The sequence below is a fragment of the Mesorhizobium australicum WSM2073 genome, assembly GCF_000230995.2.
Classification (GTDB): domain Bacteria; phylum Pseudomonadota; class Alphaproteobacteria; order Rhizobiales; family Rhizobiaceae; genus Mesorhizobium; species Mesorhizobium australicum.
Genome location: NC_019973.1, coordinates 350,472 through 371,115 on the forward strand (window position 1 = coordinate 350,472; position 20,644 = coordinate 371,115).

Below are 20,644 nucleotides of genomic sequence, written 5' to 3' on the forward strand. Positions count from 1 at the left end.
CGCCTGCCCCTTCATCACTTGCCAATCCCGATGGTTGTCGGAACCGCAAACGTCGAGTAAGCCGCCTCTACAATTCTAATCCAGTCGAACAAAGATAACCCATGCCCACAGTTGCCCCGCTTGATCTCGAAGGCCATTGCGTCGCCGCCGTCTTCCTCGGCGACGTGCCGCATTTCGCGCTGGCCGATGGTGCTGTCCATCGGCTCGACAATGGCCACAAGACGGTGCAGGCCAATGACGGGCTGCTTGCCGCCTTCCATGACGCGGCCAACGACCGGCTGATCACCGGCGGCGAGGACGGCAAGGTTTTTGCCGTGAAAGCCGGCGGCGAGACCCAGGAGGTGGCGAACGCGGGAAAAAAATGGATCACCAGCGTTGCCGCCGGGCCGCAAGGAGCCATCGCCTATGCCACGGGCAAGACCGCCTTCGTGCGCTTCGCCGATGGCAAGACCCGGGAATTTGCCCATCCGCGCTCGGTCGAGGGGCTGGCCTTCTCGCCCAAGGGCATGCGCTTCGGCGTCGCCCGCTACAATGGCGCGACGCTGCATTTCCCCGCCGCCGAGGGCAAGCCGGTGGAACTGGAATGGGCGGGCGCGCACACCGGCATCACCTTCTCGCCGGACGGCGCCTTTCTGGTCACCACCATGCAGGAAAACGCCCTGCATGGCTGGAAGCTGGCCGACGGCAAGCACATGCGCATGAGCGGCTATCCCGGCAAGGTCAAAAGCCTGTCATGGAGCGTGAAAGGCAAGTGGCTGGCCAGTTCCGGCGCGCCGGCGGCGATCGTCTGGCCGTTTTCGGGCAAGGACGGCCCGATGGGCAAGGCGCCGCTGGAACTCGGCACGCGCGGCAATGCCATGGTGACGGCGGTCGCCTGCCATCCGAGCCAGGACGTCGTCGCAGTCGGTTACGACGACGGCATGGTGATGGCCGTGCGCTTTTCCGACGCCAAAGAAGTGCTTTTGCGGCGACCGGGCAAGGGCGCCATCACCACGATGATGTGGGACAGGGAAGAACGCCGCGTCGCCTTCGGCAGCGCCGCCGGCGACTGTGGCGTCATCGACATCACGGCCTAGCCGGGATGGCCGATCACTCGGCCCCGCAGGAGATCTTGCCGGTCAGATCGACGGGCTTGCCGTCGCTTTCCTTGTCGGCGGTGCTGTCATAGACAGCGAGCTTGTAATGCCCGTCATAGACGCCCTCGTCGCTGGCCCTGGTCAGGATCGTCAATTCGACCGAACTGTAGATCTTGGCGACCTGCTGCTCGTGGTAGATGTTTAGCCGCAGTTCCTTGTCGTCGAGCCAATACTGGGTGAGGTTCGCATCCTCGAACACCGTCTTGCGCAATGGATCACCCGTGGGCCTTGCCTTGATTTCGAGGTCGCCGCGGAAATTGAAAGTCGGGCCGCCCATGCCCGTGGTGACGCCGGCATCAACCTGGAATTTGACCTGTGGATCATCGACGGTGCACCAGATACCGCCGGTCGCGAACGCCGTACCGGCCGACAGGAAGAGCATGGTCACGCAGATGATCGTCCGCATTCTTTCCCCGCTTGTCGTTGCCGACAGCATTGGCGCCGACTTCGCAAGTGGGGTCAAGCGCCCGCCGCAGGCGACTGAGCCAATGCAGAACGGACGCACGGCCAATTGCCGTTGCGGAGGTGGATTGGGTAAGTAGGAATGAGCCAGAGGGATTTTCATGCACGGCAGCGATAGTTCAAAGACCATCGGCGGGATCAGCCGCGACCGCATCGCGCAATTGCGCGAGACGGAGGGGGCAGCCTTTCGCGAGGCGCGGCCGAGATCACAAACCAAGGTCGGCAACGGCCTGCCCGGCTTCTTCGGCGGCGTGCCGATGCACTGGATGAACGATTGGCCGACACCGTTTCCGATCCTGGTCGACAGCGCCCGAGGCGCCACGATCGCCGACATGGACGGCAACAAGCTCGACGATTTCTGCCTCGGCGACACCGGTTCGATGTTTGGCCATTCGCCTCCACCGGTGGCGCGCGCCATTCGCCGCCAGGCCGGGCGCGGCCTGACCTATATGCTGCCTTCCGAGGATGCGCTGGCCATCGGGCCGCTGCTGCAGCAGCGCTTCGGCCTGCCGTTCTGGCAGATCGCGACCACGGCGACCGACGCCAATCGCTTTGCGCTGCGCGTCGCCCGCGCCGTCACCTCCAGGGAGAAGATCCTGGTCTTCAACGGCTGCTATCACGGCTCGGTGGACGAGACGATGGTGCGGCTGATCGACGGCAAGCCCGTCAACCGGCCGGGACTGGCGGGCGAATTCCGCGACCTGACCCGCACGGCCAACGTCATCGAGTTCAACGACGTTGCCGCACTGGAAGCCGCGCTCAAGGACAGGGACGTTGCCTGCGTCATCGCCGAGCCGGTGCTGACCAATTCCTGCATGGTACTTGCCGACCCTGGCTACCATGATGCGCTGCGAAAATTGACGCGTGAAGCCGGCACCCTGCTCTTGATCGACGAGACGCATACGATCTCGACCGGTCCTGGTGGTTACACCAGTAAATATGGGCTGGAGCCCGACTTGTTCGTGCTCGGCAAGCCGATTGCCGGCGGCGTTCCGGCGAGCGTCTGGGGCATGAGCGAGGAGGTCGCCTCGCGCTATGCCGACTATAACAGGACGAAAGAGCCGGGATATTCCGGCATGGGCACGACGCTGTCGGCCAACCCGCTGCAGTTCGCCGCCATGCGCGCCACGCTCGAGGAGGTGATGACGCAAGAGAATTACGACCGCATGGATCATCTGGCGCGGCGGCTCGATGCCGGGCTGAACGGCGTGATCGATCGTTACAATCTGCCCTGGCATGTCTCCCGCGTCGGGGCACGCGTCGAGTTCATCTGCGCGCCCGGCCCGCTGCGCAATGGTGCCGAGGCGGAAATTGCGCATGCGCCGGAACTGGAGGCTGCCATCCATGTCGCATTGGTCAATCGCGGCGTGCTGATCGCACCGTTCCACAACATGATGCTGATCTCGCCGGCAACGTCAGGCACCCAGGTCAACCGGCTGATCGCCGCGTTCGGCGCGGTTGCGGCAAAGCTTTCGGCGTGAGACAAGCGCCCAAGCCAAATTTGAGTGCGATCATGACCTCACCTTCGGGCTCGACGCCCACCGAGGCGCAAGCCTTCCTCGACGCCCATCCCGAGATCGAAGCCTTCGATATCGTGCTGACCGACGCCAATGGTGTGGGGCGCGGCAAGATCGTGCGCAGGCATGAGCTGAAAAGCATTTTCGAGGGCGGCCGGCATATGCCGATCTCCATTCTCGGCCTCGACATCACCGGCGAGGATGTGCACGAAACCGGGCTGATCTGGGACAGCGGCGACGGCGATCTGAGGGCCTGGCCGATTCCGGGCACGCTGGTGCCGCTTTACGGCACGAAGCCACCGCGCGGCCAACTGCTGATGGCGATGTATCATCTCGACGGCCAGCCAATGTCGTCGGATCCGCGGCTGGCGCTTGCCCGGCAGGTCGGCATATTGGCGGCCAAGGGACTCTATCCCGCCGGTGCCTTCGAGCTCGAGTTTTTTCTGCTGGCCAATGAGCGCGACGCCGACGGCAAGGTGCAGCCGGCGCGCGCGGTGCTCGATGGCCGCGTCTCGGGCAAGACCGAAGTTTATTCAGTCGACCATCTGCACGGCATGGAGCCGTTGTTCTCCGACATCTACGCCGCCGCCAAGGCGCAAGGCATTCCGGCCGAGACGGTGATTTCCGAATATGCGCCCGGCCAGTACGAACTGACGCTGAATTACCGCAAGGACGTGATGCGGGCGGCCGACGATCTGGTCATGCTGAAGCGGCTGGTGCGGGCGCAGGCGCGCCGCCATGGTGTCACCGCCTGCTTCATGGCCAAGCCGATCGAGAAATATGCCGGCTCCGGTATGCATTTCCATGTCTCGCTGCAGGACAAGGGCGGCCGAAACGTCTTTGCGGAAGCCGCCGGCGAGAGCTGGTCGCTGCCGCTGCTGCGTGGCCTCGGCGGGCTGATCCAGACCATGGCGGAATCAATGCTGGTGTTTGCGCCGCATGCCAATTCCTGGCGGCGCTTCGTCTCGCAATCCTATGCGCCGGTGGCGCCGAGCTGGGGCGTCAACAACCGCTCGGTGGCGTTGCGCGTGCCGGCCGGCGATGCAAAGAACCGGCGCATCGAGCATCGTCCATCAGGCGTCGACGCCAATCCGTATCTGATTGCCGCGACGGTGCTTGCCGGCATCGTCAAGGGCCTCGACGAAGGGCTCGATCCCGGCCCCGAAACGACCGGCAATGGCTATGAAGCGGCCGTCACCCGCACGACGATGCCGGCCGATTGGCGGGCCGCCATCGAAGCGGCCAAGGCGTCCAGCTTCCTGAAGGGCGCGCTCGGCGAGGACCTGCACCGCACCTTTGTGGCGATCAAGCAGTCCGAGTACCTGCGCGTGGCGCGCACGGTGAGCGAGCTGGACTATCATCTCTATCTGCACGAAGTCTGATGCGGGGGACCGGCGGCGATCACTTTTTCGCCGTCACCATCAAATGAGCTGGCGCATTGGCCTTCCGGAACATATCATGAACAAATGAGCGCACTCCCTGTTCGTGAGAAACTGGCAATCCTGTCCGACGCCGCCAAATACGACTCCTCCTGCGCCTCATCGGGCGCGGCGAAAAAGGACTCTTTGAAATCCGGCGGCATCGGCTCCACCGAAGGCATGGGCATCTGCCATTCCTACGCGCCGGACGGCCGCTGCATCTCGCTGCTGAAAATCCTGCTGACCAATTTCTGCATCTACGACTGCAGCTATTGCATCAATCGCTCGTCCTCGAATGTCCGGCGCGCCCGCTTCGGCATCGACGAGGTGGTGAAGCTGACCATGGATTTCTACCGGCGCAATTATATCGAAGGGCTTTTCCTGTCCTCGGGCGTCATCCGTTCGCCTGACGAGACCATGGGCGAGATGGTCGAGGTGGCGCGGCGGCTGCGGCTGGAGGAAAAATTCTCCGGCTACATCCATCTCAAAACCATCCCCGAGAGTTCGGCGGACCTGATCGAGAGGGCCGGGCTCTATGCCGACCGCCTGTCGATCAATGTCGAATTGCCCACCGACGAGGGCGTGAAGAAGCTGGCGCCGGAAAAGAGGCCGGAGACAATCCGGCTTTCCATGGCCAATTTGCGCCGGAAAATGGAGGAAAAAGCCGAGCCGACATTGCGGACCAAAAAACGCGAACGCTTCGCCCCGGGTGGCCAGTCGACGCAGATGATCATTGGCGCGGACAACACCTCCGACGACGGCATCCTGCACGCCAGCGCCCGGTTGTATGGCAGCTACCATTTGCGGCGCGTCTATTACTCGGCCTTCAGTCCGATCCCCGATTCCTCGTCATCGCTGCCGCTCCGGAAGCCGCCGCTGATGCGCGAACACCGACTCTACCAGGCCGACTGGCTGATTCGCTTCTACGGATTTTCGCAGCCTGAAATCCTGGCCGACAGCAGCGATGGCATGCTCGATCTCGCCATCGATCCGAAACTTGCCTGGGCGCTGCGCAACCGGGGACGTTTCCCCGTCGACGTCAACCGCGCCGACCGCGAAGCGCTGTTGCGCGTGCCTGGCCTGGGAACCAAGGTGGTCGCGAAAATCCTCGAAACCCGCCGCTACCGGCGACTGCGGCTCGAGGATGTCGGCCGGCTCTGCCATTCGATCGCCAAGCTCAAGCCCTTCATCATCGCCGAAGGCTGGTCGCCAGGCGCGCTCACAGACAAGGCCGGACTGCGCGGCAAGATCGTGCAATCCTGCGAACAACTGGCGCTGTTTTGACGATGCGGCCGGCCGAGCTCGACCTCACCCGCCACACCGTTTGGCTTGAAAGCCAGACCGATTTCGCCGGCTGGCGCGACGCGGCTCGGCGGCTGGCGTTGAATGAGGTCAGACCCGAGGACATCAGCTGGCATGTCGTAGCCGGTCTTGACCGGCCGCCAAGCGACTTGCCTGACGTGCCGCAGGGCGCTGAGCTCATTGTGCCACGCGATTTCATCGGCCACGCCGAGACCGCCTTCTGCCATTCCGATCCCGGACGTTTCGCCTTTCTCTACAGGCTGCTGTGGCGGCTGCGCACCGAGCCCAAATTGCTGGCGATCGCATCGGATCCCGACACCAAACGGCTTGAAACCATGGAAAAGGCGGTGCGGCGCGACAGCCACAAGATGCACGCCTTCGTCCGCTTCCGGAAGATCGGTGACGGTGAGGATGAACGCTATGTCGCCTGGTTCGAACCCGACCATTTCATCGTCGAGCGCAATGCGGATTTCTTCGTCAGGCGTTTTACCGGCATGCGCTGGACGATCCTGACGCCTTACGCGTCCGCCGATTGGGATGGCGAGAGGCTGGCGATCGGGCCGGGCGCGGCCAAGGGCGATGCGCCAGACAAGGACGATACCGAGACGCTGTGGAGGACTTATTTCGAGAACATCTTCAATCCGGCACGCCTCAAGGTGAAGGCCATGCAAAAGGAGATGCCGAAGAAATATTGGCGGAACCTTCCCGAGGCCTCGCTCATTCCTGACTTGATCGCAGGAGCGGACGAGGCCGCCAGGGATATGATTGCGAAGATGCCGACAATGCCCGCGCCGCACCACGCCAAGGTGCAGGCGAGGCACTGGCCTAAGCATGAGCCTACCGAAGCGCCTGAGGACGATGCCGCGCACACGGTTTCCGAATTGCGCGAGGCCGCCAAGGGATGCCGCCGCTGTCCGCTTTGGCGCGATGCGACGCAGACCGTATTCGGCGAAGGGCCTGACAACGCCAAGGTGATTTTCGTCGGCGAACAGCCGGGCGACCAGGAAGACCTCGCCGGCCAGCCGTTCGTCGGCCCGGCGGGCAAGGTTTTCGATGCCATATTGGACGATGCCGGGGTCGACCGGCTGAAGGTCTACGTCACCAACGCGGTCAAGCACTTCAAATTCGAACCGCGCGGAAAACGCCGCATCCACTCCAAGCCGAATGTCGGCGAGGTTCAAGCCTGCCGCTGGTGGCTAGACCACGAGTTTGACCTGATCAAGCCGAATCTCGCCGTGGCGCTCGGCGCCACGGCGGCGCTATCCCTGCTTGGCAAGGCGGTCCCGGTGACCAAGATGCGGGGCCAGGTGATCGAACGCGAGGATGGCTTGCGTGTCTTCCTCACCATCCATCCCTCCTTCATCCTGCGCATTCGGGATCGCGCCGGCAAAGAAGCCGAACGCGAGCGGTTTTTGCAGGATATGAAGCAGGTGAAGAAGCTGATAGCGGCTTGATCTGCCGGTTTAGCGGATGAGAATTGCTCGGAGATCGTTCACGTTCGTGCCGGTCGGGCCGGGCACGAAGAGATCGCCAACGGCATTGAAGGCCGTCCAGGCATTGTTTCTGGCCAGCATCGCCTTGGCATCCACACCCGCCGCGCGCATGCGCGAAACGGTCGAGCCGTCGGCGAAGGCGCCGGCATTGTCTTCCGAGCCGTCGATGCCGTCAGTGTCGGCCGCCAGGGCGTGAATGCCTTCGATGCCATTGATGCCAATGGCGAAGGCAAGCAGGAATTCCGAATTGCGGCCACCCTTGCCTTTGGCCCGCAGCGTGACGGTGGTCTCCCCGCCCGAGAGGATCAGAACCGGCTTTTGGAAGGGCCGGTTGCGCGTCGCCACTTCGCGGGCGATGGCCGCGTGGACGCCGCCGACCTCGCGTGCTTCGCCTTCGATGGCATCGGAGAGGATGACGGCTTCGATGCCTTGCCGCCTCGCTTCCACCGCTGCCGCTTCCAGCGACACGCCGGCCGATGCGATCAGATGCACCTCGTTGCGCGCAAAGCGCTGATCGCCGGGATCTGGGGCGTCGGCCGCCGGCGACTGGATATGCGCCATGACCGCGTCCGGCAGTTTCATGCCATAGGCTGATATAGAAGCCAGGGCATTCTCACGGCTGCCGACATCGGGAACGGTTGGGCCGGAGGCGACAAGGGCCGGATTGTCGCCGGGGATGTCGGAGACCACCAGCGACACCACCTTGGCCGGCCAGGCCGCGGCAGCCAGCCGGCCGCCTTTGATGGTGGAGAGGTGTTTGCGGATGGTATTCATCGCCGCGATCGGCGCGCCGGAGGCAAGCAGCGCCTCGTTGACGGCGATCTCGTCGGCCAGCGTCAGGCCGGCGGCCGGAGACGGCAGCAGCGCCGAACCGCCGCCGGAAATCAGCGCCACGACCAGATCGTCCGCTGTCAGCCCTTGCACCTTCTCCAGCAGGCGCCGCGAGGCCTCGAGCCCGGCAGCGTCCGGCACCGGGTGTGCGGCCTCGATGATCTCGATGCGCTCGCATTTGGCGCCATAGCCGTAGCGGGTAACGACCAGGCCTTCGATCGTCTCATCCCAGACCTTCTCGAAGGCCGCCGCCATCTGCGCCGAGCCCTTGCCGGCACCGATGACGATGGTGCGGCCCTTCGGCTTTGCCGGCAAATGATCGCGAATGGTCTTTTCCGGATCGGCGGCCGCGACGGCGGCGTCGAAGATGGAGATGAGGAAGGATTCGGGATCGAGCACGGTCATCCTTGGCTGCCATCGGCGATTTGCGAATAGCCGCAAGGCTGGCCCCGCCCCTCATCCGCCTGCCGGCACCTTCTCCCCGTATAGTGACGGGGAGAAGGGAAGCGCTCCAGCGTTGGTACGCCCCTCTCCCCGTCTCTATACGGGGAGAGGGTGAGGGTGAGGGGGAGGGGCAGCGCTGACGTCACGATTTTTCTTCCGGCGGCAGAGCAAGCTGGCCTGCATCGATGGCCAGGTAATCGCACAGCGCATCGACCACCACGCCATGATCCTGGCGCTCAGGCAGGCCAGAGACCGCGATCACGCCGATGACACCGACGCCCTTGACCGCAACCGGAAAGCCGCCGCCGGCCAACACATAGTCAGCAATATCGAGCCCCTCGCCGATCTTGAAGGTGCGGTCGGGGCGCTGCTGCTCCAGCACCAGCCGGTAAGTGCTTCTGAGATAGCGCTTCACGACATTGATTTTGCGCCGCGCCCAGTCGGGATTGGAAGCGTTCGAGCCCGGCATCGCGGCATAGAACAGCGGCCGGTCGAAGGTCCTGATGTCGACGATGATGGGCAAGTCTTCCCGGAGCGCCCGGTCGCGGATGGCCGAACCGATCTCGAAGGCGACAGCCTCGTCGAAGGCCGTGAAGACAAGCGTCTCTTCCTGTCTCTTGATCAGAGCGATGTCGTCAGCAACGGCCATGTCGTTCCCCTGTCAACTTCGCCGCACGCTTTGACCGATGGCTGCCGCCGGGTCAAGCGGGGAACACGCCGCAGTGCTAAATTGCGATGTCGCTCTTGGCAGGCCGCCCCGCGACATAGACCTCGCGCACCGCGCGGTCGTCTCCCAGCGTCTGCAGCAGGAACAGTTCCTGCGCCAGCGTCTCGACCGTTTCCATCCTGAGCCGCATCGCCGGCGTCGCCCTGGCATCGAGCACGACGATATCGGCGTCGGTGCCATCCTCCAGCGTGCCGATCCTGTCCGCCACCGACAGCGCCTCGGCGTTGCCACGCGTGATCTGCCAGAATGACTGGAACGGGTTGAGCTTCTCACCATTGAGCGCGATTACCTTGTAGCCCTCTTCCATGGTACGCAGCATCGAATAGTTGGTGCCGCCGCCGACATCGGTGGCGGTCGCGATGCGCAATGGCTTGTCGCGGCAGCGAAAGCGCTGATAGTCGAACAGGCCGGAGCCGAGGAACAGGTTGGAGGTCGGGCAGAATACCGCCACCGAACCGCTGTCCGACAGCGCGTCCGCCTCACGCTCCGACAAATGAATGCAATGACCGAACAGGCTCTTTTTGCCAAGCAGCCCGTAATGTTCGTACACATCGGTGTAGTCGCGCGACCAGGGGTAGAGCTGTTGCGTGAAGGCGATCTCGGCGTGGTTTTCCGACAGATGCGTCTGCATGTGCAGGTCGGGATGTTCGCGGCACAGCGCGCCGGCCATCTCCATCTGCTCCGGTGAGGAGGTGATGGCGAAGCGTGGCGTGATGGCATAAAGCTGGCGGCCCTTGCCGTGCCACTCGGCGATCAGCGCCTTGGTGTCGTCATAGCCGGATTGCGGTGTGTCGAGCACGCCTTCGGGCGCGTTGCGGTCCATCATCACCTTGCCGGCGATGTTGAGCATGTCGCGCGCGTGCGACTCGGCGAAGAAGGCTTCCGCCGACGCCTTGTGCACCGAACAGTAAGCGGCGACCGTCGTCGTGCCATGGCGCACCGTCTCATCAAGGAACAGGCGCGCGATGCGGCGGCCATGCTGCGCGTTGGCGAATTTTGTTTCCTCTGGAAAGGTGTAGGTGTTCAGCCAGTCGAGCAGTTCGGCGCCATAGGAAGCGATGATCTGCATCTGCGGGAAATGCACATGGGCATCGATGAAGCCCGGCAGCAACAGATGCGGCCGGTGATCGATTTTTTTTGTCCCCTCGCCCGCCTGTTTCTCGACATCGGCGTAGGCGCCCGATGCAACGATCCTGCCGCCGCTTATCAGCAGGCCACCATCTTCCTCGTAGCGCCAGGCGGAGTGGTCGTCGATGGCTAGCGGCCAGCGCACGAAGGACAGCGTGCGGCCGCGCAGAAGTGTCGAGGTCATGCTTATTTCCCCGCGCCTTCGAACCAGGCGACCAGCAGCGCCCGCTCCTTGTCGGTGATCTCTGTGACATTGGCGGGCGGCATGGCGTGGCTGCGGCCTGCCTGCAGGTAAATCTCGCGGGCATGATCAGCAATGCCCGCGTCCGTATCCAGCATCACCCCCTTGGGCGCGTGGTAGATGCCCTCGTAGACCGGCTCCGCGGCATGGCACATCGAGCAGCGGCCAAGCACGGTGTCGCGCACCGCCGGGAAATGCGCCGAAGCGATATAGACTTGCGCCGAGGCGGAAACCTTGGGTTCACCGGTCAGCACCTTCGGCACGGTCGACAGCCAGATGATGATGAGGAACAGGACAAGGGCGCCCAGCCAGGTCCAGTGCGGGTTGCCGGCACGTTTGTGCACGCTGTTGAAATAGTGGCGGATCAAGACACCGATGATGAACACCAGCGAGGCGATGACCCAGTTGAACTGCGTCCCGAACGCCAGCGGATAGTGGTTCGACAGCATCAGGAACAGCACGGGGAGCGTCAGATAGTTGTTGTGGAGCGAACGCTGCTTGGCGATCTTGCCGTACTTCGGATCCGGCTTGCGTCCTGCGATGAGGTCGGCGACGACGATCTTCTGGTTCGGAATGATGACCATGAAGACATTGGCCGACATGATCGTCGCGGTGATGGCGCCAAGATGCAGGAAGGCGGCGCGGCCGGTGAACAGATGCGTCAGTCCCCAGGCGATGAACACCAGCACGCAATAGAGAACCAGCATCAGGCCGGTGTCGCTTTTGCCGAGCGGCGAGCGGCACAGGAGATCATAGACCACCCAGCCGACGCCGATCGTCGCCATCGACAGCAGGATGCCTATTGGCACCGACATCGGCAGCACATTGGGATCGATCAGGAACAGGTCCGCTCCGGCGTAATAAACCACGCACAGCATGGCGAAACCGGACAGCCAGGTGGCGTAGGATTCCCACTTGAACCAGGTCAGATGCTCGGGCATCTCGGCCGGCGCCACCAGATATTTCTGGATGTGGTAGAAGCCACCGCCATGCACCTGCCATTCCTCGCCGAAGGCGCCGACGGGCATGCCTGGTCGCTGGCGCAGGCCCAGATCGAGCGCGACGAAATAGAAGGACGAGCCGATCCAGGCGATGCCGGTGACGACGTGCAGCCAGCGCACGGCGAAGCTCAGCCAGTCCCAGAAAATCGCGAAATCCATCATTGAAGTCGTCCCTGCCGATGACGCGACTTTAAGGTGTGGCGCGTAAACGGAAAGAGGCGAGGTGTGCGATGACTTTCAAAAAAAATTGGAAAATACTAGGTTGATCCCTGCAAACCGGCGAAGGTGCTCCGCATGGCCTATCTCGACAACATCGCCGTCTTCGTCCGCGTCGTCGAGCTCGGCAATCTGTCGGCGGCCGGGCGCGACATGCGCATTTCGCCGGCGGTCGCCTCGAACCGTATCAAGGAACTGGAGAAGCATCTCGGCGTCCGGCTGTTCAACCGCACGACACGGCAGTTGATGCCGACCGAGCACGGCACCGTGTTCTACTCGGGCGCGAAGCAGGTTCTGGAGGCGATCACTGAAGCGGAGGCGGCCGTCTCGGCACTGTCCGGCCAGCCGCGCGGCACCATCAAGGTGACGGCGCCGCTTGGGCTCGGCCGGCGGCTGGTGGCCTCGGGCATTCCCGATTTTCACGACAAATACCCTGATATCGAGGTGCGGCTCAGGCTCTCGGACCACAATGTCGACATCATGAAAGAGGGCATCGATGTCGCCTTCCGGCTCGGCATCATCGAGGACTCCAGCCTTCGGATGCGCGGCATCATGGAATGCGAACGTGTGTTGGTCGCCGCACCCAAATATCTTGAGGCACGCGGCGAGCCCATGGATCCGCAGGAATTGATCGGCAGGAGACATGACTGCCTGATGCTGCGCTATTCCGGCGCACGCGAATATGTCTGGACCTTGCAAACGCCGGCCGGCCAGCAAAAATTCGAAGTGCACGGGCCCTACGACACCGATGACGGCGACGTGCTGACCGGTTGGGCTCTGTCGGGACGCGGTATCATCAACAAGCCGCGCTTCGAGGTCGAGCCGTTCATCCGCGACCGGCGGCTGAAGGTCATTCTCGCCAGCACCCCGCCTACGCCGGTGCAGTTCGCTGCCGTATATCCGCACAAGAAGCTGCAGGATCCCAAGGTGCGCCTGCTGCTCGACTTCATGGCGGAGCGCTGCCAGCGGCTGATCAAGGACATCCTGGCCGGCAAGTGACGGGCTCCTGGCCCATCGGATCCGGTTGCCTTGCCCGAAAGCCGGCCTAGGTTGGAGCCGGATGGCTGTGCGACGTCGCTGGCAGCCAGATGGGCCGCAAGATGCATCTCGCCGTTTCGCTCGACATTGCTTCTGCCACAGGGCAGGCCGGTCTGACATTCGGTGAGATCTCCGCCTTCGTGCGGAAGGCGGAGACGGCCGGTATCGAGATTGTCATGATCTCGGATTCCTTGCCGGACGGCGAGCGGTCGACCAGCCCGTTCGAAGCAACCACCCTCGTCGCCGCGCTGGCGACCGTGACCGAAAAGATCGGCCTTGTCGCCGCGGCCTCGACCGTTGCTCACCAGCCGTACAATCTGGCGCGCCGTTTTGCTTCGCTCGACATCATCAGCCATGGCCGCGCCGGCTGGAATGCGACCATGACGCAAGCGCCAGACGAAGCAGGCAATTTCAGCCGACCGGAAGAGTTCTCCGATGACGATTTTCGCCGCCGCGCCGAGGAATATATCGCCGTCGTCCAGCGCCTGTGGAACGGCTGGGATGCGGACGCGCTCCTGTTCGACAAGAGCGGCGGCCGCTTCCACGACCCCGAAAAGATGCACCTCCTCGACCACAAGGGCGAATTCTTCTCCGTGCGCGGCCCGCTGAACGTCGCACGCTCGCCGCAGGACACGCCGGTGCTGGTGCTGTCCGGTCTGTCGGAGGCCGACTTCGACATCGCCGCCCGCGCCGCGGACATCATCGTATGGGACGAATGGCCGGCGGTAGAGAGTAAGGCACGCTATGACGACTTCCGGCACCGCGTTTCCATGTGCGGGAGCGAACCGGATACCGTGAAGGTGCTGACCTGCATATCGCTTCCCAGCGAAGGCATCATCGGGCTGGCCGACAGGCTGGAGGAACAATTTCGGGCGAAAAGTTGCGATGGGTTTAACATCTTGATGTCACCGGAGCCTGCGGTGCTCGATGATTTCGTCCATCACGTTTTGCCCGAACTGCGGCGACGCGGCTTGTTTCGAGAGAACCACGTCGGAACAACCATGCGCGCGCATCTCGGCCTTGCCGGCGGAGGTGACCGATGAGCGCGCGCATGAAGCTCGGTGTCTTCCTGTGGGCGACGGGCCATCACATCGCCGCCTGGCGCCATCCCAAGACGCATGTGACCGCTGGCATCGACATCGATCACTACATCGCACTGGCGCGCACGGCGGAAGCCGCCAAGTTCGACATGATCTTCTGCGAGGACGCCGCCGGCCTGCGCGAGGCCAATGTCGGCATCGCCAGCCAGACGTCGCGCTCGATCGGCTTCGAGCCGATCAGCCTGCTTTCGGCGCTGGCCGTCCAGACCACCCGCATCGGCCTCGTGTCCACGGCATCGACCAGCTACAACGAGCCTTACGGCCTGGCGCGGACCTTCCTGTCCCTCGACCATCTGAGCGGCGGCCGGGCCGGCTGGAATCTGGTCACGTCGGCCAGCCCGATCGAAGCCGCCAATTTCGGTGCGACGGGCCTCAAGCCTCACGCCGACCGCTATGAGCGGGCGCGTGAGTTCGCCGAGGTTGTCACCGGGCTGTGGCACGGCAAAGCATCAGGCCATGTCGGCCAGAGTTTTTCGGTGCGCGACCCGCTCGATCTGCCGTCTTCGCCACAGGGCGCGCCTGTCATGGTCCAGGCCGGCGCCTCGGATGTCGGCCGTGACCTCGCCGCCCGCACCGCCGACGTGGTGTTCACGGCCGCACAGACCTTCGAGGAGGCGAAGGCCTTCTACGACGACCTCAAGGGGCGCATGGCGGCCCATGGGCGCGAGCCCGACGACATCAAAATCATGCCCGGCGTCGCGCCCGTGGTGGCGGAAACCGAGGCCGAAGCGCGCGAGAAATTCGAGGAACTGCAGGAACTTATCCCGGACGATGTCGGCGTAACGCTGCTGTCCAGCTATCTCAGCATCTCCGACCTCTGGCGCTATCCGATCGACGGACCGCTGCCCGAACTGCCCGAGAGCGAGGGCATGAAAAGCCGCCAGGCCCTGGTCGTCGAGCAATCGCGCCGCGACGGTCTTTCCATTCGCCAGCTAGCGCGGCATTTCGCCGGGGCGCGCGGGCATTGGCGCATCGTCGGGACAGCGGCCCAAGTCGCGGACGAGTTGCAGGCGCGGTTCGAAGGCGGTGCCGCCGACGGCTTCAACGTCATGCCCGCTTATTTCCCTGGCGAGCTCGATGCCTTTGCCGCGCTGGTGGTGCCGGAACTGCAGCGGCGTGGCCTATTCCGCATGGAGTATGAAGGCACCACGCTGCGTGCGCATCTGGGCTTGAAGCGACCGAGCTAGCCGGCCATCGCCTTGCCATGCGGAGCGTGATGCCCTGGGTTCGAGGCCGCCCCGTGCACGACTAGAGCCGTCATGATCTCGGCGGCCGCCAGTGCGGCGATCACCTGCGGGCGCTTGTCCTTGACGGCGTCGCCGCCGATCGGCGAGACGAGCCGGGCAAATTCAGTCTCCGCGCCGTCCGCCGATTTTAGGAACCAGTTTCTGAATGTCGCCTTCTTGGTCTTCGAGCCGATCATGCCGACATAGGCAGCGTCGCCGCGTTTCAGTGCTTCGGCGACGATCAGGAAATCGAGCGCGTGGTCATGGGTGAGGATGGCGAAGGCGGTGCCGGCCGGGGCGTTGCGCACCTCGGCTTCCGGCATCGGCGTCAGCCGCGTCTCGATGGTTTCCGGCATGCCTTCCAGCGCCTCGGCCCGCGTCTCGATGACGACACCGTGCACGGGAAGAAGCGCTACCGTAGACGCGAGCGCCTGGCCGACATGGCCGCCGCCGAAGATGTAGACGTGCGGCAGATGGGCTTCCTCGGCTTCCGCCGCCGCAACCAGTTCGGCGGCCAGCGCTGCATCGACCAGCCGGATCAGCACCTCGACGCGCCCGCCACAGCACTGGCCGATCTCCGGCCCAAGCGGCACATCGAGCGTGGCGCAGATTTCGTCGACTTCGATGCGGGTTCCCCTCCCCCTCGAGGGGAGGGTGGCGGCGAAGCCGCCGGGTGGGGTCGTTGCGGCAGTGCTCGACCCCCTTGCGGTGCCTCCTGCGAGGACCCCCTCTGGCCGCTTCGCGGCCATCTCCCCCTCGAGGGGGGAGATGAGCATCTGCCTGGCTCTGTCGATCGCCATGTATTCGAGCTGACCACCGCCGATCGTGCCAAAGATCGCCGCAGGCGAAACAAGCATGAAAGCGCCCTTCTCACGCGGCGTCGAGCCCTTGGTACCGGCCACTTCGACCAGGGCAAGTCGCGCGGCGCTGCCGAGAAAGGTTTTCAAGCTTTGCACGTTCGAGTTCATGGTTCACGCTTCCCGAATGCAAAATATAGGCTTTTTCGGCTGGGATTGCACGTTTGCCGGCCTTCAGGCGCCAGCCTTGACCTCTTTCTTCAACCGCTCGATCGCCATCAGCACGCGTTCGGGGGTCGCCGGCGCGTCGAGGCGCGGGCAGATCTTGTGGTCGGCGACGCTGGCCACGGCATCCGACAGCGCATGCAGCACTGCCATGCCATGCGGCAGCGGTGGCTCGCCGACCGCCTTGGAGCGATGGATGGTCGGCTCATAGGCCTGCGACCAGTCGGTCAGCGCGACGTTGAAGATCTTCGGCCGGTCCGAGGCCAGCGGGATCTTGTAAGTCGAGGGCGCATGGGTGCGCAGCCGGCCCTTGTCGTCCCACCACAGTTCCTCGGTGGTCAGCCAGCCCATGCCCTGGATGAAGCCGCCCTCGACCTGGCCGAGGTCGATGGCCCGATTCAGCGAACGGCCACAGTCGTGCAGGATATCGGCGCGCTCGACGACATACTCGCCGGTCAGCGTGTCGACCGACACTTCGGCGCAGGCCGCGCCATAGGCATAGTAGTAGAAGGCGTGGCCCTGGCCCTTGCCGCGGTCCCAGTGAATCTTCGGCGTCTTGTAGAAGCCGGCGGCCGAGAGCTGCACACGCGCGATGTAGGCCTGCTTGACCAAATCGTTGAAGCTGACTTCCTGGTTGCCGACGCGCACCCGGTTGGGCAGGAACACCACCTGGTCGACAGGTATCTGATATCTCTCGGCGGCGAAGTCGGTCAGCCGCTGGCGGATCTGGCGCGCCGCGTTCTGCGCCGCCATGCCGTTGAGGTCGGCGCCCGAGGACGCCGCCGTCGGCGCGGTGTTGGGCACCTTGGCGGTTGTGGTGGCGGTGATCTTCACGCGGTCGAGGTCGATCTGGAACTCCTCGGCCACGACCTGCGCCACCTTGAGGTGCAGGCCCTGCCCCATTTCGGTGCCGCCATGGTTCATGTGCACCGAACCATCGGCATAGACATGGACCAGCGCCCCGGCCTGGTTGGACTCGGTCTTGGTGAAGGAGATGCCAAACTTGACCGGCGTCAGCGCCAGGCCGCGCTTGACGAAGCGGCTGTTGGCGTTGAACGCGGAAATCTCGCGGCGGCGGCGCGCATAGCTGGCGCTCTCTTCCAGTTCCGCCACGATGCGCTGGATGATGCAGTCCTCGACCTTCTGGTGATAGGGCGTGACGCAGCGCGCGCCGATCGCCTCCATCGAGTCATAGAAATTCAGCTTGCGGATTTCGAGCGAATCCTTGCCGACCGCGAAGGCGACCTCGTCGATGACCCGCTCGGCGCCGATCATGCCTTGCGGGCCGCCGAAGCCGCGGAAGGCGGTGTTGGAGACGGTGTTGGTGTAGAGCGGCGCCGACTTGGCCAACACCGCGGGATAGAAATACGCGTTGTCGCAGTGGAACAGCGCGCGGTCGCCGACCGGGCCGGACAGGTCGGCGGAAAAGCCGCAGCGCAAGGCATAGGTGAAATCGACGCCGAGGATGTTGCCCTCGTCGTCGAAGCCGACCTCGTAGTCGATGGCGAAATCGTGCCGCTTGCCGGTGGCGGTCATGTCCTCGTCGCGGTCGAGCCGGACCTTGACCGCCCGCTTCAGCTTCTTGGCGGCGATGGCGGCGATCGCGGCGCACTGGTTGGCCTGCGTTTCCTTGCCGCCGAAGCCGCCGCCCATGCGGCGCACCTCCACCGTCACCGCGTTGCTCGGCACGCCGAGCGTGTGGGCGACCAGATGCTGCGTCTCGCTCGGCCCTTGCGTCGAACAGTAGACGGTCACCTCGTCGTCCTCGCCGGGGATGGCGAGCGACACCTGGCCTTCGAGATAGAAATGGTCCTGGCCGCCAAGCCACATGCGGTTCTTGATGCGGCGGGGGGCTGCCTGGATTGCGGCGGCCGCATCGCCACGCTTCAGGATCAGCGGCGTCGTGACCTGCTTGTCCCTGGTCGGATCAAGGTCCCATATGTCGATGAGGGCAGGGAGCTCGTCATACTCGATCCCAGCCAGGCGCACGGCGCGACGCGCCGCCTCGCGCGTCTCGGCAATGACCGCGAAGATCGGTTGCCCGAAGAACTGCACCTTGCCTTCCGCCAGCACCGGATCGTCATGCATGTTGCTGGGCGAGACATCGTTCTCGCCCGGCACGTCGGCATAGGTCAGCACGTCGACGACGCCAGGGGCCGCGCGCACCGCCGAGAGATCGACGCTCTTCAGAACGCCATGGGCCACCTTGGACAGGCCAAGACCGACATGCAGCGTGCCGGCCGGCTCCGGCATGTCGTCGATATAGACGGCGCCGCCGCTGACATGCTTGTGGGCGGAATCGTGCCGCTGGTCGGTGGCGACGCCGCCGACGATCTTCTCGGCCTTGAGGTTTGATGGTGCGTGCTTGTTCATCAGGCCGCCTCGCTGCGTGATACCTGGAACGGCGCCTTGGTGCCGGTGGTTTCCACGTAAAAGCGCAACAGAAGGTTCTTCGCCGCCAAAGCTCGGTATTCGGCGGTTGCGCGCATATCGGTCAGCGGGGTGAAATCGCTGGCATAGCAGGCCATAGCCGCTTCCACCGTCACTTCGGTCCAGGCCTTGCCGAGCAGCGCCTTTTCGACAGAGGACGCCCGCTTCGGCGTTGCCGCCATGCCGCCATAGGCGATGCGGATATCGGCTACCGTGCCGTCCTTGGCCAAGGCCAGATAAAAGGCGCCAAGGGTCGCGCTGATGTCCTCGTCGCGGCGTTTGGTGACCTTGTAGACGGCGAACTTTGTCCCCTTTACCGGCACCGGCACATGCACGGCCTCGACGAACTCGCCTGGCTGGCGGTCCTGCTTGCCATAGGCGATGAAGAAATCCTGCAACGGGATCGTGCGCCGTGTCTTGCCCCTGCGCAATGTCAGCCGTGCACCGAGCGCAATCAACGGTGGCGGCGTGTCACCTATCGGCGAGCCGTTGGCGACGTTGCCACCGATCGTGCCCATGTTGCGGACCTGTTCGCCGCCGATGCGGTCGAACAACGGCCCCAATGCCGGGATGCGTTTCGACAGCGTCGAAAAGGCTTCGGTGTAGGTGACGCCGGCGCCAATCGATATGACACCATTGTCTTCCGTGACGGTGCAAAGCCCCGGCAGATTGCCGATGAAGATCGCCGGCGAGATGTCGCGCATCTGCTTGGTCACCCACAGACCAACGTCGGTCGAACCGGCTACGACGGTGGCGGTCGGCTCTTTTTCGAAGACAGCTGCGAAATCGTCGGCATCGGCCGGCACAACCAGCCGCGTCCCGCCGGCGCCGATCTCGACCCTGGCGCCATCGTGCAACGCCTGCAGCCGTGTGGTGATGTCCCGGCGCTCCGCCGCCAAGGGGTCCTTCGCCACCTTGCCGTAGCTCGATATGGCGTGCGCGGCGCGCATGATCGCCTCATAGCCGGTGCAGCGGCAGAGATTGCCTTGCAAGGCTTTTTCGATGGCCGCGCCCGAAGGGTCCGGTGACTTCATCCACAAGCCGTAGAGCGACATGACGAAACCCGGCGTGCAGAAGCCGCATTGCGAGCCATGGAAATCGACCATAGCCTGCTGGACCGGATGCAACTGGCCAGCTTCGCCGCGCAGGTGCTCGACCGTCACGACATGGGTGCCGTCGAGCGAGCCCAGAAAGCGAATGCAGGCATTGATGCTTTCATAGACCAGTCCGGTGGCCGAAAGTCTGCCGATCAGCACCGTGCAGGCGCCGCAATCGCCCTCGGCGCAGCCTTCCTTGGTGCCGCGCAGCGAACGGTCGAGCCGCAGCCAGTCGAGCAGGGTCGCGTCAGGCGTCACGGATGACAGCGCGACATCCCTGCCATTCAGAATGAAGCGGATTTCGTTGCGGATATTGCCCTTGGCCATGCCTCAGCTCCCCCTGTAGGTGGAATAGCCGTATGGCGAGATCAGCAATGGTACATGATAGTGCAGCGCCTGCGCCATGCCGAAGCGGATCGGCACGCTATCGAGGAAGGCAGGCTCGGGCAGCTTCGTTCCTTGGCCGCGCAGATAGTCGCCGGCCGCGAACACCAGTTCGTATTCGCCGATGCGGAAGTCGGCACCGGCCAGCAGCGGCGCATCGCAGCGGCCGTCGGCATTGGTGACGACCGTCTTCAGAAGCGTGCGGGCCAAACCCTCGAGACGGTAGAGCGCGATGGACAATCCAGCCGCCGGCCTGCCGGTCGCGGTATCCAGGACATGGGTCGTCAGACGCCCACCATCGGCTTTCGATGTCTCTGCCATTGGCCGCCTCCCATTTTCCAATACGAACAAATTGGCCGGTACAATCGAGCACTACTGATGAATTGTGCGCCAATTAAAGGCGATGCATAAGTCCCGGTCGAGCGGAGTGC

Annotated in this window: 17 protein-coding genes; 8 read left to right on the forward strand and 9 right to left on the reverse strand. The window is 64.0% G+C overall.

What is annotated here, in order from left to right; genetic code table 11:
- Nucleotides 1-101 precede the first annotated feature (101 nt).
- A complete protein-coding gene (locus tag MESAU_RS01605; RefSeq protein WP_015314302.1) occupies nucleotides 102-1,076 on the forward strand; it encodes a WD40 repeat domain-containing protein in 975 nt (324 codons plus the stop codon).
- 13 nt (nucleotides 1,077-1,089) lie between these two features.
- On the opposite strand, the gene MESAU_RS01610 is transcribed toward MESAU_RS01605, so the two are convergent.
- Nucleotides 1,090-1,542 carry a hypothetical protein gene (locus MESAU_RS01610; protein WP_015314303.1) on the reverse strand — a complete coding sequence of 151 codons (453 nt, stop codon included), beginning with the start codon at nucleotides 1,540-1,542 and terminating at the stop codon, nucleotides 1,090-1,092.
- Nucleotides 1,543-1,699: 157 nt separating this feature from the next.
- On the opposite strand from MESAU_RS01610, the gene MESAU_RS01615 reads away from it, so the two are divergent.
- The 4 genes from MESAU_RS01615 (at nucleotide 1,700) to MESAU_RS01630 (ending at nucleotide 7,289) form a co-directional block, all read left to right on the forward strand.
- Nucleotides 1,700-3,079, forward strand: coding sequence for an aspartate aminotransferase family protein (locus MESAU_RS01615; RefSeq protein WP_015314304.1), 1,380 nt, complete (start codon nucleotides 1,700-1,702; stop codon nucleotides 3,077-3,079).
- A 32-nt stretch (nucleotides 3,080-3,111) separates the two neighbouring features.
- The gene (locus tag MESAU_RS01620) at nucleotides 3,112-4,497 is read left to right on the forward strand and encodes a glutamine synthetase family protein (RefSeq protein ID WP_015314305.1); all 1,386 of its coding nucleotides are present in this window, start codon (nucleotides 3,112-3,114) and stop codon (nucleotides 4,495-4,497) included.
- An 84-nt stretch (nucleotides 4,498-4,581) separates the two neighbouring features.
- Complete coding sequence (locus MESAU_RS01625; protein ID WP_015314306.1) at nucleotides 4,582-5,817, forward strand: putative DNA modification/repair radical SAM protein; 1,236 nt, start codon at nucleotides 4,582-4,584, stop codon at nucleotides 5,815-5,817.
- Between the two features lie 2 nt (nucleotides 5,818-5,819).
- Nucleotides 5,820-7,289 (forward strand): UdgX family uracil-DNA binding protein, encoded by a 1,470-nt coding sequence (locus tag MESAU_RS01630; RefSeq protein WP_015314307.1) that lies wholly within the window; start codon nucleotides 5,820-5,822, stop codon nucleotides 7,287-7,289.
- A gap of 9 nt (nucleotides 7,290-7,298) precedes the next feature.
- Here the strand turns inward: MESAU_RS01630 and MESAU_RS01635 are convergent, their stop codons facing one another.
- The 4 genes from MESAU_RS01635 to MESAU_RS01650 all read right to left on the reverse strand — a co-directional run bounded on the left by MESAU_RS01635 (nucleotide 7,299) and on the right by MESAU_RS01650 (nucleotide 11,862).
- Entirely contained in the window at nucleotides 7,299-8,564 is a 1,266-nt protein-coding gene (locus MESAU_RS01635; protein ID WP_041163250.1) for a glycerate kinase type-2 family protein, read from the reverse strand.
- Nucleotides 8,565-8,745: 181 nt separating this feature from the next.
- Nucleotides 8,746-9,252, reverse strand: coding sequence for a heme-degrading domain-containing protein (locus tag MESAU_RS01640; protein WP_015314309.1), 507 nt, complete (start codon nucleotides 9,250-9,252; stop codon nucleotides 8,746-8,748).
- A 76-nt stretch (nucleotides 9,253-9,328) separates the two neighbouring features.
- On the reverse strand, nucleotides 9,329-10,642 hold the full coding sequence (gene guaD, locus MESAU_RS01645; RefSeq protein WP_015314310.1) for a guanine deaminase: 1,314 nt from the start codon (nucleotides 10,640-10,642) through the stop codon (nucleotides 9,329-9,331).
- 2 nt (nucleotides 10,643-10,644) lie between these two features.
- On the reverse strand, nucleotides 10,645-11,862 hold the full coding sequence (locus tag MESAU_RS01650; RefSeq protein ID WP_015314311.1) for a urate hydroxylase PuuD: 1,218 nt from the start codon (nucleotides 11,860-11,862) through the stop codon (nucleotides 10,645-10,647).
- A 132-nt stretch (nucleotides 11,863-11,994) separates the two neighbouring features.
- Here MESAU_RS01650 and MESAU_RS01655 point away from each other — a divergent pair, with 132 nt between their 5' ends.
- The 3 genes from MESAU_RS01655 to MESAU_RS01665 all read left to right on the forward strand — a co-directional run bounded on the left by MESAU_RS01655 (nucleotide 11,995) and on the right by MESAU_RS01665 (nucleotide 15,241).
- Nucleotides 11,995-12,915 carry a LysR family transcriptional regulator gene (locus tag MESAU_RS01655; protein WP_015314312.1) on the forward strand — a complete coding sequence of 307 codons (921 nt, stop codon included), beginning with the start codon at nucleotides 11,995-11,997 and terminating at the stop codon, nucleotides 12,913-12,915.
- 89 nt (nucleotides 12,916-13,004) lie between these two features.
- A complete protein-coding gene (locus tag MESAU_RS01660) occupies nucleotides 13,005-13,997 on the forward strand; it encodes an LLM class flavin-dependent oxidoreductase (protein WP_015314313.1) in 993 nt (330 codons plus the stop codon).
- Nucleotides 13,994-15,241 carry an LLM class flavin-dependent oxidoreductase gene (locus MESAU_RS01665; RefSeq protein WP_015314314.1) on the forward strand — a complete coding sequence of 416 codons (1,248 nt, stop codon included), beginning with the start codon at nucleotides 13,994-13,996 and terminating at the stop codon, nucleotides 15,239-15,241. The genes MESAU_RS01660 and MESAU_RS01665 overlap by 4 nt, the downstream gene beginning before the upstream one ends.
- Here MESAU_RS01665 and xdhC read toward each other — a convergent pair.
- The 4 genes from xdhC to uraH form a co-directional block, all read right to left on the reverse strand.
- Nucleotides 15,238-16,248: a xanthine dehydrogenase accessory protein XdhC gene (xdhC, locus tag MESAU_RS01670; RefSeq protein WP_015314315.1), complete on the reverse strand. Its 1,011-nt coding sequence runs from the start codon at nucleotides 16,246-16,248 to the stop codon at nucleotides 15,238-15,240. The genes MESAU_RS01665 and xdhC overlap by 4 nt on opposite strands.
- A gap of 63 nt (nucleotides 16,249-16,311) precedes the next feature.
- On the reverse strand, nucleotides 16,312-18,675 hold the full coding sequence (xdhB, locus tag MESAU_RS01675) for a xanthine dehydrogenase molybdopterin binding subunit (RefSeq protein ID WP_015314316.1): 2,364 nt from the start codon (nucleotides 18,673-18,675) through the stop codon (nucleotides 16,312-16,314).
- Nucleotides 18,675-20,156 carry a xanthine dehydrogenase small subunit gene (gene xdhA / locus MESAU_RS01680; RefSeq protein WP_015314317.1) on the reverse strand — a complete coding sequence of 494 codons (1,482 nt, stop codon included), beginning with the start codon at nucleotides 20,154-20,156 and terminating at the stop codon, nucleotides 18,675-18,677. Before xdhA ends, xdhB begins: the two co-directional genes overlap by 1 nt.
- Nucleotides 20,157-20,159: 3 nt before the next feature.
- Nucleotides 20,160-20,534, reverse strand: a complete 375-nt coding sequence (uraH, locus tag MESAU_RS01685; protein ID WP_015314318.1) for a hydroxyisourate hydrolase — start codon at nucleotides 20,532-20,534, stop codon at nucleotides 20,160-20,162.
- Nucleotides 20,535-20,644: the final 110 nt, after the last annotated feature.